The sequence below is a fragment of the Brucella pecoris genome (assembly GCF_006376675.1).
In the GTDB taxonomy this organism is placed as follows: Bacteria; Pseudomonadota; Alphaproteobacteria; order Rhizobiales; family Rhizobiaceae; genus Brucella; species Brucella pecoris.
The window spans coordinates 15,851-33,687 of the sequence record NZ_VEWK01000021.1; the positions used below are offsets into that span (position 1 = coordinate 15,851).

Genomic DNA, 17,837 nt, shown 5'->3' on the forward strand with positions numbered 1-17,837 from the left:
CCGTTAGGTGGCCATTTTCAGCCGCCGATAGTGATAATCTGCCCTTCTTTGAGAGCAGCGACAAGCTCCTCGCCCGCTATTTCGCTGGCACAGATTTCACCGGGGCGATCAGTTGATTTCGCGCCTGTGAATGAAATAACGACGTGCCCGATTTCGCGCACCTTCTGCCAGGCGCTTTCGCCAACGGCAGTAATCTCTGCTTTGAGAGAACCAATGGTGATCTTTGCTCCAATAGCAGGAGCCGATGCTTCCGGACCTTCTTCCACAACGTGAAGGACAGATACTTCTGCCAGTTCAGGCGGCGACCCGTCAGCAAACAGGATGAGAACGCCGCCTTCGGCGAGATCTGCTACTTCCGGGCCGATCGCGGTGATCCGCGTTTTTAGATGTATCGACATAGAAGCGGTCCTTTCTTGGTATGGTCGTTCGATGCTTTGGAAATCGATTGGGGCATCTTATTGCACATGTTTGGGAGATTGCCTGCCGCCGCTTTTGCCGCGGCAGGCTGAGAGTTTTAAAGCACTGCGAGGCTGACGAGCCATGCGATCAGAACCGAAAGAGGCCCCATGATCTGACGGCTGATCAGAACTGCCGGAACACCAATTTCGATGGTCTTCGGCTTCGCTTCTCCAAGTGCCAGACCAACCGGCACGAAGTCGCAACCGACCTGCGTGTTGTAGGCAAACAGTGCAGGCAGGGCCATCGCCGGGGCGATTGTACCGTTTGCGATCTGCGGTCCTATGATCGCCACACCGACAACCTGTGCGATAACCGCACCCGGTCCGAGAATTGGTGACAGGAACGGCAAGCCGCAAATTGCGGAAAGCACGAGCAAGCCGACAATGTTATTGGCAAGCGGTCCGAGAGGCTGGGCGAGAATATCACCAATACCGGTATAGAGGATCAGGCCGATCAGCATCGTTACGAATGCCATGAACGGCAGAACGTTACGGATAACCTGATCGATTGTGCGACGTCCGGCCTGGAAGAAGATACCAACAACGCGGCCCATCACACGACCGATGCTGCTGATCAGTCCGACAAGACCGCCTTCGCTTGGCTGTTCTACTGGTGCAGGCGTGTCTTCTTCAACTGCAGCAGCAGGGGCTGCGGCGGTTGAGCCATCAGCGGGAACGATGTTTTCCGGCTTCACACCTGACACGTAAATGTCTTCGGTAATAAACTGGGCCAGCGGTCCGGACTGTCCAACCGGCGTGATGTTCACGGTTGGAATGCGCTTGCGTGGATAGACGCCGCAACGGGCTGTACCGCCGCAATCGACAACCACAACGGCCATTTCGCTTTCGATTGGCGGTGAGCGGAAACCGTCAACGGCTTCCGCGCCGGTCAGTTCGGCAATCCGGCGTGCAAGCGGATGAATGCCGCCGCCGGTGACGGATACAACTTTGCTGCGCTGCTCGGTCGGCTGAATGACCAGCGGGCCGCCCCAACCGTTGGAGCCGCGGGAAATCTTAACTGCCTTATAGGTCTTTACCATGTCGTCCTCCCCAATTCCCGCTTAAAGCTCAATGCCCTGACGCCGCGCCATGATGGCGGTGATGCGTTCAGTGAGCATGCCTTTAAGGAGGATCACGACGAGACCAACGATGGCGTACCAGATGGCGACGTTGATGTGATAACCTGTTGGAACTGCGCCTTTCTTCTCAAGTTCGAGAAGGGCAACGAGCACACCACCCCAGACGAAATACTCGCCCGGATTGATATGCGGGAAGAGACCCAGCGGTGGATGTACATAGGATACAGCCGCATCGTAGAAAGCAGGCTTGTATTTCTCGTCCAGAAACGAACCGAATGTATAAGCCATCGGGTTGGTCAGGAAGAACACCGAGAGAACCGGCAGAACCGTGTAGCGGGTGAGCGCAATACGTCCGGCGCCGCGTGCGATGCCATGGACGCGCTTTTCGCCGACCAGTTCGGTTACGGCATAGAAGGCGGTCATCAGCACGACGAGGGTTGGGATGATGCCCGTTACAAACCCCGCAAAGACTTCGCCGCCCTTTTGGAAAACGCCAATGAAGTGCTTGCCAATCGAGGCAAGCCAGCCGAGCTGTTCTTCCTGCTGGACGTTCTGAAGACGTTCCTTGAATTGATCGACGGTAATTCCGCCACTGCCAGCATCGCCCGGCGCGGTTGTTGTTGCTTGCGCAAGCTGCAGTAGATCATTTCCTGCGTGCTCTGCGGCTTGTTTGCCATGCAGGGCGGCATCGGAAATCATGCTGCCAGCCATATGTATTGTTTGCATCGTTGTGTCGGCATGTTGTGCCAACATCGTCACTATCGACATTGTTCCTCCTCGATTGCTTGTTCAGGCAAGCAACTCCTATGCTCCCACTGCCTTCAGACCTTCGAGTTCGATCCCATCGGATTGATCTCTGATGCGACCGATCTGCTCCATCGCCTGTTGCGCGGCAGCCACCACTTCAGGCGTTCCTTCTCCAATTGCGGGATTGTCCTGTAACGCGCTGAGGTGCATTCCCTCGAAGCCTTCGCGACGGATGAATTTTGCAAAAACCGTCCGTCCGCTCATCTGCAGGAAGCGTCGTACCACCAGGTCGCGGTCTACGACGATCAATACGATGACGCCTTTTCCAAAGCGCGCCCGTATGTGCCCCGCACCGACAAAACCGTCTGAATATTTCGAAGTGATGCCTTTCATCACATCGGAATAGTGGCGCATCTGGAACCAGACGCCCAGCGACTGAAAGCCCCACAGCAAGGCGAGCGCCAGCAAGGCCCACTGCCAGATAGCCATAATTGTTCTCCTCCCACGAAGGACGAACAGGATATTTCTCGCGTTCGTCTTTCATTAATTAGAGAACATTTGTCTTCTTGAATGTCAATATGTATAATTTTTCCGCTAAACGAAGACGAATGAAGACTGACATCTCGATCGGTTTCGCATAATGTCATTTACAAACCGGAGACCGCTCGCAACATGGACTTGCTACTCAGAGAACAAATGGCATCGATGCCTGATTTGCGTCATCGACTGCGTCAGCTACGTTGGTTCAGGGCGACATTCCGCAAGCATGCCAGTCTGCTGCATGAGCTCTATGGCGTTGAATATGACATCGATGAAAAGAAACTTACCGAGGCGTTTCTGAACTGGGTGGAGCTGGTTAATCAGAACAAGCGTTTTGCCAAGGTGGATCGCAAGGACTTCATCACCTTTGCTGCCGGTCTAGTGCTGCGCGAATTGATCCGCTTGTCGCCTGCACGGGCCGTTTCACCACCAAAACGCGCCACGGGCGATGCTGCCCGTCTTTATGAGATCGTGAGCTTCTGGCCGGAAGGTTTTCTCTACACCAATTACTGTATCTGTGCGATTGCTGCTGTGCAGGAACAGGAGTTCGGCACGGTACCGGATATTGACCAATGTGCCGATGAATTACGCACCTGGTGGTCTTATAGGGAAAACATCTCTGAAATGCCTGGCTATGCGATTGCATTTCTCGATAAGTTTCTTGGTGGCGAGCCCAACTGGGTCATGCCGGATCTGGCATCGGCGCGTGCAGCAGTGAAGCGCGCTTTGGGTGCTGATAATCCGGTCACAAAAATCAAGAATGAATAGTGGCCGCTTCCGTTTTGGAGCGGCGCTTTCGAATTTGAAGTTTGAAAAGAGATTCTTTCGAATGGGTATCAAACGCCAAATTCAATCCACTAGGATATAGTCCAATGAGTGCCGCCGCTGACTAATTGGCACAGACGGTTGCCAAAAAACCATAATTACTCAACAAGGGTTGGAATTAAACGCTCAGCGTCAAGAAATGGAACATCACTTGAAACGCATCAAAATTGGCTTGTTTTGTCTTTTCCTGACAGGTGCTTTGCCCGCACATGCTCTTGATACCGGTTCTCCGGCCGTTTTGAAGCCATCGCCGCAGCAAGTGCAGGCCGCCCATCTGACGTCCGAATTTCTCGAGCGTTTTCATTACCGGCCCATTCCGCTGGATGATGCGTTGTCGGTCCGGATCATGGACCGGTTCATAGACTCGCTGGATCCGGATCGGCTCATCTTCCAGCAGGCGGATGTCGACAAGTTCTTGACCGGCAGCAAGGAAATCGATGATGCCATTGAACGCCAAGACCTGACCATTCCGTTTTCCATTTTTAGTATCTACCAGCAACGCATCATCGAACGCATGACCTTTGCGCGCAGCCTGCTCAAGCAGAATTTCGATTTCAGCAAGCAGGAAGATTTCTCGATCGTACGCGATAAGGAACCTTGGCCGCGATCCAATGAAGAGAGCAATGATCTGTGGCGCAAGCGCGTCAAGAACGACTGGCTGCGTCTGAAGCTGGCCGGTAAGGATGACGCGACTATTCGCAAAACACTCGATAAACGCTACGAGAACTCCATCGAGCGGACGTATAAGTATAAAAGCGACGATGCTTTTCAGTCATTCATGGCGGCCTATACGACAGCGGTCGATCCCCATACGGATTATTTCGGTGTCAAGGCTTCAGCCGAATTCGACATCGCAATGAAGCTGTCGCTGGTTGGGATCGGTGCCGTGCTTCAAGAGAGGGACGACTACACGACAATCCGTGAGCTCGTTGCCGGCGGCCCGGCGCAATCATCGGGCAAGCTTGCCGTGGGCGATCGTATAATCGGCGTCGGCCAGGACAAAACCGGTCCGATCAAAGAAGTGATCGGTATGCGTCTCGATGAGGTTGTGCAAATGATCCGCGGCGACAAGGGATCAGTCGTGCGCCTCGATATTCTGCCGGCCGATGCTGGCCCCGACGGCAAGCATCATGTCATCACTCTGGTTCGTGACAAGATCAGTCTCGATAAGCAAGCCGCCAAGAAAACGATCCTTTCCGTAAAGGACGGAGCCGTCTCGCGCAAGATCGGAGTGATCACTCTGCCTGCGTTTTATGAAGACATTGGAGCGCGGCGAAAGGGCGATAAGAATTACAGAAGTGCCAGCCGCGATGTTGCCAAGCTTATCGCCGAGCTTAAGCAGGATAAGGTCGATGGCGTTCTGATTGACCTTCGCAACAACGGCGGTGGCTCGCTATCCGAGGCGATCGACCTGACAGGCCTGTTTGTTGGAAAGGGACCGGTGGTTCAGCAGCGCAACGCAGCCGGCGAAGTCAAGGTGGAAAGTGACAAACTCCCGACACCTGCCTGGAAGGGACCGCTGGGTGTGCTCATCAATCGCGGCTCAGCTTCGGCTTCCGAGATTTTTGCTGCGGCTATACAGGATTATGGGCGTGGCGTAGTCATCGGTGAACCGAGCTTCGGCAAGGGAACGGTGCAAACCGTGGTGGATCTCGACGAAGTGGCCAACAATCCTAAACCGGAATATGGGGAGCTTAAATTCACGGTTGCCCAGTTCTTCCGGGTTGATGGCGGAACGACACAATTGCGCGGTGTAACGCCTGATATCACTCTGCCGGGGCTTTTCGATCTCAAACTTGTCGGTGAATCGAGCTTCGACAATGCTTTGCCTTGGTCTCAGGTCAACGCTGCGAAATACAAGTCATCAGATGATATTAAAGCCTTGTTGCCACGGCTGCAAAACCTGCATGATGAACGTGTGCAGAAATCCCCCGAGTTCAAGGACTTTGTGGAAGACGTTGCAACGCTCAAGGCGCAGCGTGAGAAAAAGGTTATTTCCCTCAACGAAACCGAACGTCGCAACGAGATGACCGCCCAGGAAAACCGGATCAAGGCGCGCGGAAAAGTCAATGATGGTATTGATACGGAGATGGACGACGGCCTGCAATCGAATGAACGAAGCTTGAGTGCTGATTTAGCCCTCGAGAAAAACCGCAAGAGCGCGACGGATGTCCTGCAGAATGAGGCTGCGGCCATTGTTATCGACTTGGCTGACCTGCAAGGCAATGCGCCTAAACGCGCCGCCAACTGATTGAAAGCAGGGCCTCGGCCCTGATTTTTCTTTGAATTGGATTACTCTCAATACCACACCCGCGAGAAATGCTTCGCGATAAAACGCTGAATAATCGCGTTACCTCGCTCGTAAAACACCCTGAGTTGCGACCATAGCCAGTTCGCCTGACGGGCACTTGACTAACATATAGCCAATCAGCTATATATCAATTCATAGCCAATTGGGTATGAATTGAACGTGATCATGAGAGACGAAGTTTTCAAAGCGTTATCCGACCCGACCCGACGGTCGATATTCGAGCGTCTTTGTCGAGAGGGCGAGAAGACGGTTACGGTGTTGACCGCAGGAACGAATGTTTCACAACCTGTTGTCTCCAAGCATCTCGCCGCGCTCAAAAAAGCAGGCCTTGTCAGGGATCGTCACGAAGGCCGCCAAAGCCATTACAGGGCGGAATATACCGCACTGGTTCCTCTTATCGATTGGGCAAAAGAGTTGAACGGTTTTTGGGAACAGAAGTTCGATGCCCTTGAAGACCTGTTGAGGAGGATGGATCAATGAGCCAGATGTCAATTGATATGCGAACAGTAATAGTCGAGCGCGAAATGCCTCATCAACCCGAAAAACTCTGGCGCGCGTTAACTGAGCCTCATCTGATCGCGGAATGGTTGATGAATAACGACTTCGCTCCGACCGTCGGCCATTGTTTCAAGCTTCGAGGTGAGTGGGGCGGCGTATTGGATTGCCAGGTTTTGGTTGTCGAGCCGAACAGACGGCTGTCTTACACTTGGAACTATATCCATGAGGACGAAGCATACAATCTCAGAAGTGTCGTGACCCTAATTTTGACACCCACCGCTACCGGGACACATTTGCGGATGGAACAGTCGGGCTTTATGCCGGGTCAGAAGCAGGCCTTTCACGGCGCTCAACATGGATGGCAGAGTTTCCTTGAAAAGCTGGATGCAGTGGCCGCCAATTTGGACTGACTTCATTCTTCGTCAGATTGTTGCAAAACATGGCAAGCCTCAGAACAACAGGAGTTCAGCCGAGCTGCTTTGCGAACTCCTCAAGGAGAATGCACATATGGTCATAAATAAATCCATACGCCAAATTCACCGTTGGTTGTCGATTATTTTCACCCTTACCGTGATTGCGAATTTCGTCACTATGGCTTTCAGACAGCCTCCGGCATGGGTCGTCTACTCGCCGCTTTTACCGCTGTTTGTCCTGCTCGCGACTGGGCTGTATCTGTTTATTCTGCCTTATATTCCAAGACGGAGTGAGTGAAGCGTTTCCAGGGCCTGTTTTACCTCGTTCCCCGCTGGAATAAGGAGGACGCTCCTGGAAATGGCCGCCAATGGAGCGGCTATCTCCTGGCGTCAAATCAAAAACTCACACTGAGTTTTGCGTTGAAACCATTTTGTTTGGTGCCGGATGCGAACTGCCCATTATAGGACAGGCCAAGCGTGGCGTCTTCGGTCAGGCGGAAATCAAGCCCTGCTTCAAGGAGGGCGGCGTCTTCGGCAATCGGAAGACCCCATACCGTGAAGGCATCCGAGCCTATGAAGGTTGCGGTAGAAACCGGCGTAATATCGCCATAGGCATGACGCCAGCCGAGGTCGGCTCGTGCCATGGTCGCAATCGTTCCCAGAGTAAATTCGGTCGATGCGCGAAGCCCGAGTGTCGAGAAGCTGGTATCCGTCGTGTCGGAGTTGACCGAGAGGGCGGCTGCCGTCTGGCCCTCTTCTCCAAAACCATCCGTCTTCAGCCGCACATAGGCCAGATTGGCGTAAGGCTCAAAGCGGGCCTTGTCATAGCGAAGCTTATAGCCAAGTTCGCCAAATACCTGGAAAGTTCCGGCATCGTAATCGGCGTTCAGGCGATCGGTAAAGCCGGGAAAGGCGACAGAACGATCCATGTCGATGTTATGCCAAGTATAGGCAAGACCGGAGCGAAATGCCAAGGCATGGCCGTTATCGAGGTTCCATTCGGTTCCCGCATAGGCACCGAGCGTATAGTTGTCACTGCTACCCGACGAAGAGCGCTCATCCATATTGAAACTGGAATGGCTATAGCCTGCCAGAAGACCGAGACGCCATGTGTCGAGAACTGTACCGTCGATACCGGTAACGAAACCGCCGATGGATGACTTTGTGTCACCGGCATTGCCATCGCCAGCCTGCCTTGTCCATGCACCATAAGCATAGCCCCAGGCAGTATAGAGGTTTTGTGCCGAAGCAATGCTGGCGGGAGCAACGGCGTCGATGGCAGAGGCAGGGGCCGAGCCAGCCTTTTGCGAAGGAGCATAAGACAAGGCATTGATCGATACAGCCGGAGCGCCGCCGAAAGCCTGCTGCAAACGACCGAGTGCCGCATTGCGGACGAACTGGCTGTCATTGATCAGCGTGCCTTTGGTGGACGCATAAGCCTCACCGGAGAGGTTATCGAAGGCCGCACGGGCCTCCTCGGTCGACAGCATCAGCAGGCTGTTATAGAGTGCAAGTGACGAACCCGTCTGCGCCAGCGTATCCAGTCCTCTAGCTGTTGCCAGTTGGTTTCTTGTTTCTCCGACCTTCGCGAAAAGGGGAGGGGTAGGCTTTTCAGGCTCAGGCGTGCCGGGGTTGGATGGTTCCGCCGGGTCTTCCTTAATGGCGATACTCAGAAGAACATCTTTGGGCGAATAATTCACGGTCAAATTGAGAAAGGCGGATTTTGAGACAACAGTGTCAAAAGTTCCGCTGACACCACCGTCAGCATGCATAATGGTATAGTTTTGTCCGCTCTGATAACTGGCTTTGGGGTCGATGGCAGTAACGGAAACCGTACTGCCAGATATAGTGGCCAAGCCTGTGACACCCACGATATCGGAGCGGCGATTCAAGGGGCCATTTGCAGCGATTTCGACCTCGAGGATTGAGCCGGGCGTGAGCGTCAGATTACCATCGACAGTCAATATGCCAATGGAATTGCCTGGAGACAATATACCGCCTGACTGAACCGTAGTCTCCCCGACCGAGCCAAAACCCCCAAGGGTGGCGCCGGATAAGACGGAGATATTGCCGCCGAGTATAGCGCTGCTATTGTTAACATCACCGACGATCAGTTTGCCGCCTGCGACTTGTGTCGTGCCAGTGAAGCCTGAACTGTCACCATTGAGGAGAAGCGTATCAGTGCCCCCCTTGAAGAGCTCACCACCTAGCGGGTTCAAGAACTGACCCGAGAAATTGCCGCCATATACATAAAGTCGATCGCTGGCCCAGGACACTGTGCCGCCGTTTCCTGGCGTTGCATCCTGCAAGTTGCGAATTACCCCGCCATAGGCAGAGAAATCGATTGTTGCGCCTGCGGCAACGCGCGTTGCACCAGTGAAGCCCGTAAGATTTCCCAATGAACGGTTACCGTCAACAAGGCGTCCATATGCGACTGTAATTGTCGAGGCTGGAGCTGCATTCGTACCGATGACGTCCATAACCACGTCACCGGTTGCATCACTCGTTCCGATCACCAGATTGCCCTGAAGAGTGAAGCTTTGACCCGCGCCACCATTGAGCCAAAGCTTAGTGCCTGTTGCAGTACTGATCGTGCCCGTTGTGCCTCTCTCAACGAGATAACTGTTGAGCGTGGAATGTCCAAGAGCGGAGTGTAACCGTCCCCCGTTAAGGGTGATCAGTCCTGTACCCAGTGCATCAATGATCGCGCTGCCGTTCTCGTGATTGGCGATGAGCGTGCCCGCTGAAATCGTTGTGCCACCCGAATAAGTGTTGGCTCCGTCGAGATAAACCGTCCCCAAGCCCTGCTTTATCAAGGCTCCGGTTCCTGAAATGGAAGCATTTTCGTCGAATTTCAGTGTTGAATCAGAGCCTATCGTATTCAAAATGGCATCAGATGCGAGTTGGACGTCTACCGGACTGGACCCGCCAAAATCTTTAGCAAAATTATGCGTAGATACATTGACGGTAGCACTTCCGCTCGTCTCAGACAGGATCAATGTCCCGTTAGAGAAATTAAATCCACCTCTGACCGCACCGGTCAGGTTTAGCTCGCCGATGGTGAATGTCTGGCTATTAAGATTAATAATGTGGTTCGTAAAACTGTCTGCGATGAATGTTGCTGCGGCTCCCTGGGCGTTAGGGACAGTACCCTCCTGCCATGCTGCTGCGTTGCTCCAAAACGGTGGTGATGTGTTGTTCGTCCAGGTTTCGGTGTGAGCCGAAAACGGAAAGCCGAGCGCGGTCGAGACAACGCTGGAAGAAAGCCAGAGCAGGTGCTTCTTGCGTCGCGAAAACGGCGCACGCAAAAGTCCAGTTTTTAAAGTAAGTAGTGCCATTGCTGCCCCCAGAGACGCAGCAAGCCACTGCGATGCTGTTTTATATATCAGGAAATGCTGTATTTCCAACAGTTCGAACGGTCTATTGAAGATAAATGCACAGCGCATCTTCATTTAATAAGTGGTGCTAATATACGGTCTTCACATTGCCTAGCGTAATGATAATCGACCGTCAGTCTCTTACGACAATGGCTGAAGGTCTGCCTGTCAGCCCACCGCCTGCAGAGGCAGATAAACGCGGTCACCCTTAAAGATCAGGCTTGGATCGGTAATGTGCCCAAGATTTAACGCAACGGTTTCCGACACGTCTCTATTGTTTGTCTTGGCAATGACGACAATGTTGTCGCCAGTGTCCACAACAATGGCCGTATATCCCTGCTTGTCGAGGTCAGGATTGAAGCGGCCCTGGCTGTCCTGATCGCCGGATGGATGGATGTCGACATAATCTGCGAGTACCCACCCGGTTTTATCCGTGCCATCTGCCGCAAAACCATCCACCAAGGCCCATTGATTACCTGCCTTGTCTGTATGGCGTTCCCCTTTCTCATCGACTAGCGAGCCAGGGTGAAACGTAGCGAGTTTCTCACTGTCGACGCCTGGCGCTTCCCTGACGTTAAGCCCATCCGGCGCGATCACCACCAGTTGGGGTTTAGGTTCAGGTTTTTCTTCTGGTTGTTTCTCCGGCTGCTCTATCTCGGGAGGCTCGCCCGATGGTTCGGTTTTGGTATCTACGGCAGGAATAGAGTTATCTTCGCCATCTCCGAACAGTTTCGCAAAAGCATTGAAACTGTATATTGCCAAACCTCCGCCGAACGTGACGCCGTAGATCCAACGATCAGCCGTCGTCAAATTTCCACCCCACCCGGCTTTGCCACGTTGCTTTGCCCATAACCAGCCGGAGCCAAAAGCGAACATGGAGTTGGCGGCGGCGTCGAGAGGCTTAACCTCCCCTCCCAAAAACGGTAAGAGACTGCCAGCCGCATAGGAAGGCAAGTGATACTTATCTGCTTTGGTGAAGGCGCTCTGGCCAGTGCGCGCCTCTCGAAGCGCCTTGGCTCCGTAGGCAACATTGCTGACTGTGAACAGACCGCTGGAGAGGTTGGAAGAGAAGCTATAAGGTGCCCCGATCGTCCCTGGAATGCCGCCATAGACCTGATTGGGTAGATAGCTCAGCGCCGTGACGGCGCGTACTGTGCGTCCAAAAGGATGGCTTACGTCCATCTGTTTGATAGGCAAAGCCATCAGAACCTGGGTCGCGGCACGTGCGCCGTAACTGCTGGCATGAATCGCAAGCTGAGCATTTGCCGGAAGAAGCGGCATGACTATGGCAAATGTTCCAGTACCGACTCCTGTCAATACGAAATCGCCAATCCCCGCAGCCCGCATCCTCGCTATTGCCTGTACAGGACGCGATGCAGGTTTGTAGCCATTGAGCGCTGCTCGGAGATCAGGTTTGATCGCCGCTGTCTGTACCGGTCTGAAGATGGCGTTCTGAGTCGAGGTAAATGCTCCAAGTTGCTCCTTGCTCAACCCTGCCATTTGTCCCGGTGTAAATCTGCGCGACTGTGCGGTCGTGAATTCAGGTAACTGCTCCGGCTTGAGAGCGCCAAGATTTATATGCTTTACCCGTTTTTCCGGAATAGCTCGCAACTGATCGCCAGTCAGAGCCTGCCATTGGTGCTCGTTGAGTGATTTCCAGCCCATTGGCGACATATTGGTGATGTCATCGCCGGTCAGATTACGCGCAAAGATAAGCCCTTCGAGCATTGACTTGTGTTCTGCGCTCATTTTCTGCTTTTGTGTGCTGGTTATTGCTTCCATCTGGGGAGTGGTCAGTTCCGGCAGTTGTTCAGGCTTAAGCCGCGGAGCAATCAATCCGACGCTGCTTTCTGGCACGGACCGCAATTGTGGTCCCGACATCGTGTGTACCTGCCGCGTGCTCAATGCGCCGAATTGGGCTTTACTCAACCAGCCGAACTGCTGTGGCTCGAGGCCCGAAATGCCAAGTGAAGGGACGCGCTTCAGTGAAATTGCTTTGATCTGGGGCTCGGTGAGGTTCTTTTGCTGCCCCGCCCGATTGAAAGCCTCCCACTGCTTTTGTGTGAGCCACGATATCTGTCTGGGTTTCAACGACGAAACATTCAGGCTTGCCATCCGGTTTATCGGAATGGCTCGGGTCTGCCCCTGGGTCATGTATTCCGGCAGGCCTGCCTGATTGAATGCCTTCCATTGGCCGTTTGTCATTCCCGCCACTTGGCCTTTTGCGGACAGCCACGGAACCTGTTTTCCGTCGAGTCCGGCCATATCGAGCTGCTTGAATTGCTTGTCTGGAAGCGAGCTGAGCTGGGTTTTGGTGAGATATGTCTGCGAGCCTGACTTGTTGAACGCCTTCCATTGCGGACCGGTGAAGGCCGCGATCTGGCCGTGGGTAAGTGACTTGATCTGGTTCTGCGTCAATATTCCAGCGTCGATATATTTGACACGACCTTCCGGAATTCCGCGTAGCTGGTTACGGGTCAGATAAGGTTGCAAACCGGCCTGCTTGAAGTCGGCCCATTGTTTGGGTGTGAACCCTGCAACTTGATTGGATTTCAACCACGGGACATGCTTGGGCTCCAATTGCCCGATGTCGATATTGCGAGGTGCAGTGGCCTGTAGTTGCGTGCGGCTCGGACCACGGGGCGCGGATGGCTGATGGTTGGACGAGGCACCACGGATCCATGGCACAACATAGGCATCTTTGCCGTCCCAGACAATGCTGTGACTTTTGTTGCTATATTGGGGTTCGTCGCCTCGAGGTGTCCATCCGCCTTTGGCTGTTACATAGATATTCTCGGGATTTTTCGGTGCACGACCGAGCACAGTCGCGGTAATTGGTTGTCCGGTTTCGTCGATCAACTGGATCGTTGTGGGTGCCTTGCCGGATTTGACGGCCGGAGTCTGGCCTGTGTTGATGGAGCTGGTCGGCCCGGTCCCATCGGGTTCGAGGGGCGAGCGATAGGCCGCATTGGTAATCGTCGCATCCACTGGCGGCTGCGTTCTGCTTTCGTCACCATTGCCGGTCTTGACCGGTCGCATGGCGGTGAAAGATCTGACGCCCATACCAGTGCCGACCACGCCTGTTCCCAAACCAGTGATCGCATTGGTAAATTCCAGCCCCGACATCTTGTCGCTGTTTGTCAGAAGGTCGCTTGCCGTGACAGCGATCATCGGAACGCCAAGGACGGCTGCTGTGCCCTCCAATCCATGAGCGGCGACGTTAATGAGGCGTCCACTGTTCAGATAAGACCGGGCGCTGGCCGCATAGGGCGAGGCCTGAAGATTAAAGGTCCGCCCACCTAGCCTGAAGGTTGAATCTTTCATGCGCATTGCGCCGAAATTTGCCTGTAGCGAGCGCCCGAATGACATTTCAGTGCGCGCTGCCATGCCGAAGGTACGCATACTGCTGCCGATGACAGGTAGTGCTGTCATGGCGACACTCGCTACGTTCATCAGTGATTCAGTATCTCCCCATTCGCCACCGTGATCGAGATAATCAGCCTGTCTGATGACGGCGCGCCCGCCAAGATAAATGCCGCTACCGATTGCGATTGGTGCTGCCACTGGTGCGAGCGGAGAAAATGACAAGAGCATTGCTCCGGTGCCCACGAGACCGACGACCGGGTCAACAACCTTGTCCCACGCTGAAACGATGCGTGCATCTACGACATCGAGCGCGATCTGACCGTCTTGCCCTTCCTTCATTTCCAGATTTTTGGGAATAACCAGCTTGCCGCTGTCGTCGAACAGGCGGTTGTTCTCCTGAAAGTCTTTGACCCCATCAAATTTCTGTCCATTGGCGTCGACATATTTCGTATTGCCGGCGCTGTCCTGGATTGCGAACAATGTTGTTTGGCTTGTTTCACCACTTTCAGGTACGTAAAAAATCGGTACGGCCTTAACCTTGGGGCTGTCGCCACCAATGTTGTGGATTTCATCGATGATTTTGTCCCGCGCTTCCGCGTCGCCAATTCCGGTAAGACCGGTCGTTTCACCGATATAGTCGCTCAGTTCTTCGCCAGAGCGCTCATTAAACTTGCCGTCAAATCCCCGGTCTTGCAGCCCCTGAAACTGCGGCTGGAAAATACCGTTCAGTGTTTTGTCTTCATCCTTGTCAAGAAGCACGCGATCAGTGTCGTCCGTGCCTAACCGCTCGGGCTCCGACAAAAGCAATTCCGATCGGTCGATATTGCTCGCAATGTTTTGTTTGACATCATCCAACTGATCGCGCTGCTGGTTCAGCATGCCGAGCTGGATCTGCAGGTTGGCAATGCGTGGATCAACCCAGCGGCCCTCTTTGGGCGCGCCCTGTGTCGGGCTTATCTCGATCCACACCGGTTTGCCGCTGCCGGCAAGTGCTTCAAGTTTTTCAGAACCTGACAGCTCCTTAAGGTCCTCTGCGACTTCTGGAGCGACCTTAACGGTTTGCCCATTGCCAAGATCCACCTCTACCGGCGTTTGATTATCTGACAGCAAACCGGCAGGGGGTTCTGTCGTGCCGGGACCATACTGACCGATCGCCTCCTGTACCTTGGCTTCCATGCCCTCTATCTGCTTGTCGATTTCGCCGATGTTCACGTCGACGCGCTTGTCGAGCAGAGTGTTGACGTTGATTTTTGCCTGCTCATAACCGGCCAGTGGGCCGGGATTGGCAACGCACTGATCGCCGTTTGATGTGGGAATGGAATTCGCCTGAAGGTCTCGCCATTGCTGGGCAAGTGGACCATTGCGTGCCTCATCGCTTGCATTCTTGTCGTCGGGATCGGCAGTGATGTCGATCTCGAGCGTCTTGTCCTCGTATTTGATTTCCAGGACAAACTGTCCATCGGCGTTCTGGATGACTTCGGCACTTTTGAACTTGCCGCTGAATTTTCCACCAGCATCGGTAAACCCGTCTGGATCAAACTGGTGCGGTGCACGCTCCCTTTGCTGTGCGATTGTCTGATTTTCCAGAACTTCGTAGTCGGCTTTCCCGCTTTTTTGCGAATAGTAGGTGGAATAGGCCTCGCTGAGTTGCAGGGCGCCATCAGTCTGGGTCTTGAATAGTGCAACTTGCGGTTCGACCCAGCGCCATTCCGTCCTCACACTGCCATCGGGCTGCGTGACGTTGACCTGCACGGCTATCGATGTCGCACTTGCAAGTGCATCGATCCCACCACCGGCGGCGTTGTAGGCATCTGCGATATCCGGTGCTACCTTGAGGGTCTGATCACCAATGTTGATTTCGACCGGCTCCTGGTTTTTTTCCAGCATGCCGGGTGGTGGACTGTCCGACCCGGTTGTAAGAGTCATCATGTCGACAAGCGCCTGGTCGCCTGCCTTGTTCTTGACGTCGGCCTGAGCAACTAGGTCGTTGATCTCTGCCCACGCAGCTTCACCTTTTTCGACCTCATCCTGGAAGTTGTAATTGCTGTCGGCTGCGACGACCACCGTGTCATTGCGGCCGGGATAGTATTCCATGTTGACGCGCTTATCGATCGCCTGGTCGAGCAGCGTCTTGCCGTCTTTGTAAGCGTTATACGCCTCAGTGGCCTTGGTATGGGCATCGTGGGCGTCGGTTTGTAGTTGCTTGGCGTCCTCCAGCGTGCCTTCCGGCTTGACCGCATTCCACTGTAGCCTCAGGGGCTCGAGTTTCTCGTTTATGCCAGCCTGGGCTGCTTCGACAGCCTGCTTGTAGTCAGGGTCGAGCAGGTATCGGTTAAGATCGGCATAGTCGCTGCCGATCTGTGCCTTGGTCTCGGTTACTTGAGAAAGGGCAATATTCTCATCCTGAATTGCAGCGGCGACATCGGGGTGCATCCATATCCACTGGCCGTTGACGGGGTATGCAATCCATTTTTCGCCCGGTGGGATGCCATATTTGGGCGGATCGCCAGCCGGGTCCAGTACGCCATCCCTTTCCGTCGGCGTTGCCGCAATGCCGGGAAGTTTAGGGCCATCAGGATCAGCCGGATTGACGATACCATGCTCATCAATAGCGTCATCTTTCGCCTGCGTAGCATCGGTTGCGCTCTTTTCCTGAGCCTCCAGAAACTTGTCCGCGAGCTGGCTTTCGGCGAAGGCCTTGGTGACCTCGCCTTCCTTCTTTTCGGCGGGGTCCGTGCTGTTGGGATTGGCTTCAACCAAAGACTGCGCTAGCGCAGCCTCCGCGCTGTCCTTTTCGAGTGTTATCGTGTCGCCAGTCTCGTTATCCTTCAGGGTGACTGTACCATCGGAACCGGTGGTCATGGTGTAGCCGTTTGCAGTCACTGAGGTTGTAGTGGTTTCTTTGCCGTCTGCGCCTTTTTGACTGGTGGTTTCCGTTATCCGGCCGTTTTCATCGGTTTCGGTTCTGCTGGTCACGCCCGTCTGTGAATTGGTAACAGTCTTGGTTGTCGTGCCGGTCGCACCGTCCTTGGTTTCAACCGTTGTTACAGTATAGGACGGAGCAACCGGTCCCTGTACGCCTTCGGGAAGACTGTTGTCGTGAACCTCCTGGGTGTAGGTCGTTTCATCGCCAGTTTTGCTGTCCGTCAGGGTTATTGAAGTGGTAGTGCCGCTGGTTGTCTCCTTGATGTCGACACCGGCAGCCAGCAACTCGGCGCGGACCTGATCGGCAGACAATCCACGTTCCTGCGCGATCTCCTCGACCGTCTTGCCATTCTCGATAGCGTTTTTTGTATCGGAAACGTTCTGGTCTGCCGTCTTTACAGTGCCCTTGTCGCCGGGCAGGCCCGGAGCCGATTGTTTCGGATCCAGCTCGACCTTTTCTCCGTCTGGACCGATTACGAAGGTTTGCGTCGTGCCATCTGGCTTTACGGTCGTTTCAACTTTCGTCCCGTTGTCATAACTGGTCTCGGTATGCGTCTCACCACTACCAAGATCATCTGTTTCTGTGGTGGTCGTCACCCCGGTCTCGGAGTCGTAGCTGGTTTCCTGCTTTTTTTCGCTTTCTGTACGAATTGGCGACGTATCAGTGTCGCCATCAGGCGTGGTCGTCACGGTGTAATGGGTGCCGTGTTGATAATCGACATTCTCCGTAACCGTACGCCCCTGACTGTCGGTGATTGTTGTGACGCGTGTGTCACCATTCTGACCCTGGGTGACAACAATCTCGGGGGCTTTTTCTCCGCCAAGTGCAGTCATGACAGCTTCGCGCGTCATGCCTCGCTCCTGTGCGATTGTGTCGATGCTCTTGCCCTTGCCGAGATCGGCATGGATTTCGTTTGCAATCTCCGTAGGTGTTTTCTCGGTCTGTGTCGTAGAGACCGGCTTCAGATCCGGCTGCTTTTTTGCTGGCGGAGGCGGCGGGGGAGGTGGAGGTGGCGGGGGTGGCGGCGGAAACTTCCGAATAATATCAAATATTCGCATCCAACGTCTCCCAAACTGTAGATTTCAGGCCGTTCGCGCATAGCTTCCCATACCTCAGACCGGATCGGTCTGGATTGGGCCGGGCGCGAAAGCCTCCAGCATCCGCATGCTTCGGGAAATATGGTAAGGCGGTGTAGCCAGTCAGCAAAATCCACTTGGATTACTGTCCGTCGTCGAATGATTTGAGACTATTTGTGCTTTTGAAGATTGGAGTTTCCGGCTCGGTTTAGGGGTTGATT

11 protein-coding genes are annotated in these 17,837 nt (G+C 54.1%); 5 read left to right on the top strand and 6 right to left on the bottom strand.

The window, feature by feature from the left end:
- Positions 1-17: 17 nt before the first annotated feature.
- The 4 genes from FIB18_RS23055 to FIB18_RS23070 all read right to left on the bottom strand — a co-directional run bounded on the left by FIB18_RS23055 (position 18) and on the right by FIB18_RS23070 (position 2,773).
- The gene (locus FIB18_RS23055; protein WP_140023122.1) at positions 18-398 is read right to left on the bottom strand and encodes a PTS glucitol/sorbitol transporter subunit IIA; all 381 of its coding nucleotides are present in this window, start codon (positions 396-398) and stop codon (positions 18-20) included.
- A gap of 116 nt (positions 399-514) precedes the next feature.
- The gene (gene srlE / locus FIB18_RS23060) at positions 515-1,498 is read right to left on the bottom strand and encodes a PTS glucitol/sorbitol transporter subunit IIB (RefSeq protein ID WP_140023124.1); all 984 of its coding nucleotides are present in this window, start codon (positions 1,496-1,498) and stop codon (positions 515-517) included.
- Between the two features lie 21 nt (positions 1,499-1,519).
- Positions 1,520-2,305, bottom strand: a complete 786-nt coding sequence (gene srlA, locus FIB18_RS23065) for a PTS glucitol/sorbitol transporter subunit IIC (RefSeq protein ID WP_140023126.1) — start codon at positions 2,303-2,305, stop codon at positions 1,520-1,522.
- 36 nt (positions 2,306-2,341) lie between these two features.
- Entirely contained in the window at positions 2,342-2,773 is a 432-nt protein-coding gene (locus tag FIB18_RS23070; protein ID WP_140023128.1) for a transcriptional regulator GutM, read from the bottom strand.
- Between the two features lie 183 nt (positions 2,774-2,956).
- Here FIB18_RS23070 and FIB18_RS23075 point away from each other — a divergent pair, with 183 nt between their 5' ends.
- The 5 genes from FIB18_RS23075 (at position 2,957) to FIB18_RS25270 (ending at position 7,169) form a co-directional block, all read left to right on the top strand.
- Positions 2,957-3,592, top strand: coding sequence for a hypothetical protein (locus tag FIB18_RS23075; RefSeq protein WP_140023130.1), 636 nt, complete (start codon positions 2,957-2,959; stop codon positions 3,590-3,592).
- Positions 3,593-3,788: 196 nt separating this feature from the next.
- On the top strand, positions 3,789-5,900 hold the full coding sequence (locus FIB18_RS23080; RefSeq protein WP_140023132.1) for a carboxy terminal-processing peptidase: 2,112 nt from the start codon (positions 3,789-3,791) through the stop codon (positions 5,898-5,900).
- Positions 5,901-6,125: 225 nt separating this feature from the next.
- A complete protein-coding gene (locus FIB18_RS23085; RefSeq protein WP_140023134.1) occupies positions 6,126-6,440 on the top strand; it encodes an ArsR/SmtB family transcription factor in 315 nt (104 codons plus the stop codon).
- Positions 6,437-6,868: an SRPBCC family protein gene (locus FIB18_RS23090; RefSeq protein WP_140023136.1), complete on the top strand. Its 432-nt coding sequence runs from the start codon at positions 6,437-6,439 to the stop codon at positions 6,866-6,868. The genes FIB18_RS23085 and FIB18_RS23090 overlap by 4 nt, the downstream gene beginning before the upstream one ends.
- A 97-nt stretch (positions 6,869-6,965) precedes the next feature.
- Positions 6,966-7,169, top strand: a complete 204-nt coding sequence (locus tag FIB18_RS25270) for a hypothetical protein (protein WP_109989617.1) — start codon at positions 6,966-6,968, stop codon at positions 7,167-7,169.
- 97 nt (positions 7,170-7,266) lie between these two features.
- Here FIB18_RS25270 and FIB18_RS23100 read toward each other — a convergent pair whose 3' ends face one another.
- Positions 7,267-10,209 carry an autotransporter outer membrane beta-barrel domain-containing protein gene (locus FIB18_RS23100; protein WP_158295739.1) on the bottom strand — a complete coding sequence of 981 codons (2,943 nt, stop codon included), beginning with the start codon at positions 10,207-10,209 and terminating at the stop codon, positions 7,267-7,269.
- A gap of 207 nt (positions 10,210-10,416) precedes the next feature.
- Complete coding sequence (locus FIB18_RS23105; protein WP_140023140.1) at positions 10,417-17,598, bottom strand: DUF4781 domain-containing protein; 7,182 nt, start codon at positions 17,596-17,598, stop codon at positions 10,417-10,419.
- Positions 17,599-17,837: the final 239 nt, after the last annotated feature.

What these genes read in the sequence shown, in the direction of transcription:
- FIB18_RS23055 (WP_140023122.1), bottom strand. Translation starts at nt 398, where the DNA reads ATGTCGATACATCTAAAAACGCGGATCACCGCGATCGGCCCGGAAGTA.
- srlE (WP_140023124.1), bottom strand. Translation starts at nt 1,498, where the DNA reads ATGGTAAAGACCTATAAGGCAGTTAAGATTTCCCGCGGCTCCAACGGT.
- srlA (WP_140023126.1), bottom strand. Translation starts at nt 2,305, where the DNA reads ATGTCGATAGTGACGATGTTGGCACAACATGCCGACACAACGATGCAA.
- FIB18_RS23070 (WP_140023128.1), bottom strand. Translation starts at nt 2,773, where the DNA reads ATGGCTATCTGGCAGTGGGCCTTGCTGGCGCTCGCCTTGCTGTGGGGC.
- FIB18_RS23075 (WP_140023130.1), top strand. Translation starts at nt 2,957, where the DNA reads ATGGACTTGCTACTCAGAGAACAAATGGCATCGATGCCTGATTTGCGT.
- FIB18_RS23080 (WP_140023132.1), top strand. Translation starts at nt 3,789, where the DNA reads ATGGAACATCACTTGAAACGCATCAAAATTGGCTTGTTTTGTCTTTTC.
- FIB18_RS23085 (WP_140023134.1), top strand. Translation starts at nt 6,126, where the DNA reads ATGAGAGACGAAGTTTTCAAAGCGTTATCCGACCCGACCCGACGGTCG.
- FIB18_RS23090 (WP_140023136.1), top strand. Translation starts at nt 6,437, where the DNA reads ATGAGCCAGATGTCAATTGATATGCGAACAGTAATAGTCGAGCGCGAA.
- FIB18_RS25270 (WP_109989617.1), top strand. Translation starts at nt 6,966, where the DNA reads ATGGTCATAAATAAATCCATACGCCAAATTCACCGTTGGTTGTCGATT.
- FIB18_RS23100 (WP_158295739.1), bottom strand. Translation starts at nt 10,209, where the DNA reads ATGGCACTACTTACTTTAAAAACTGGACTTTTGCGTGCGCCGTTTTCG.
- FIB18_RS23105 (WP_140023140.1), bottom strand. Translation starts at nt 17,598, where the DNA reads ATGCGAATATTTGATATTATTCGGAAGTTTCCGCCGCCACCCCCGCCA.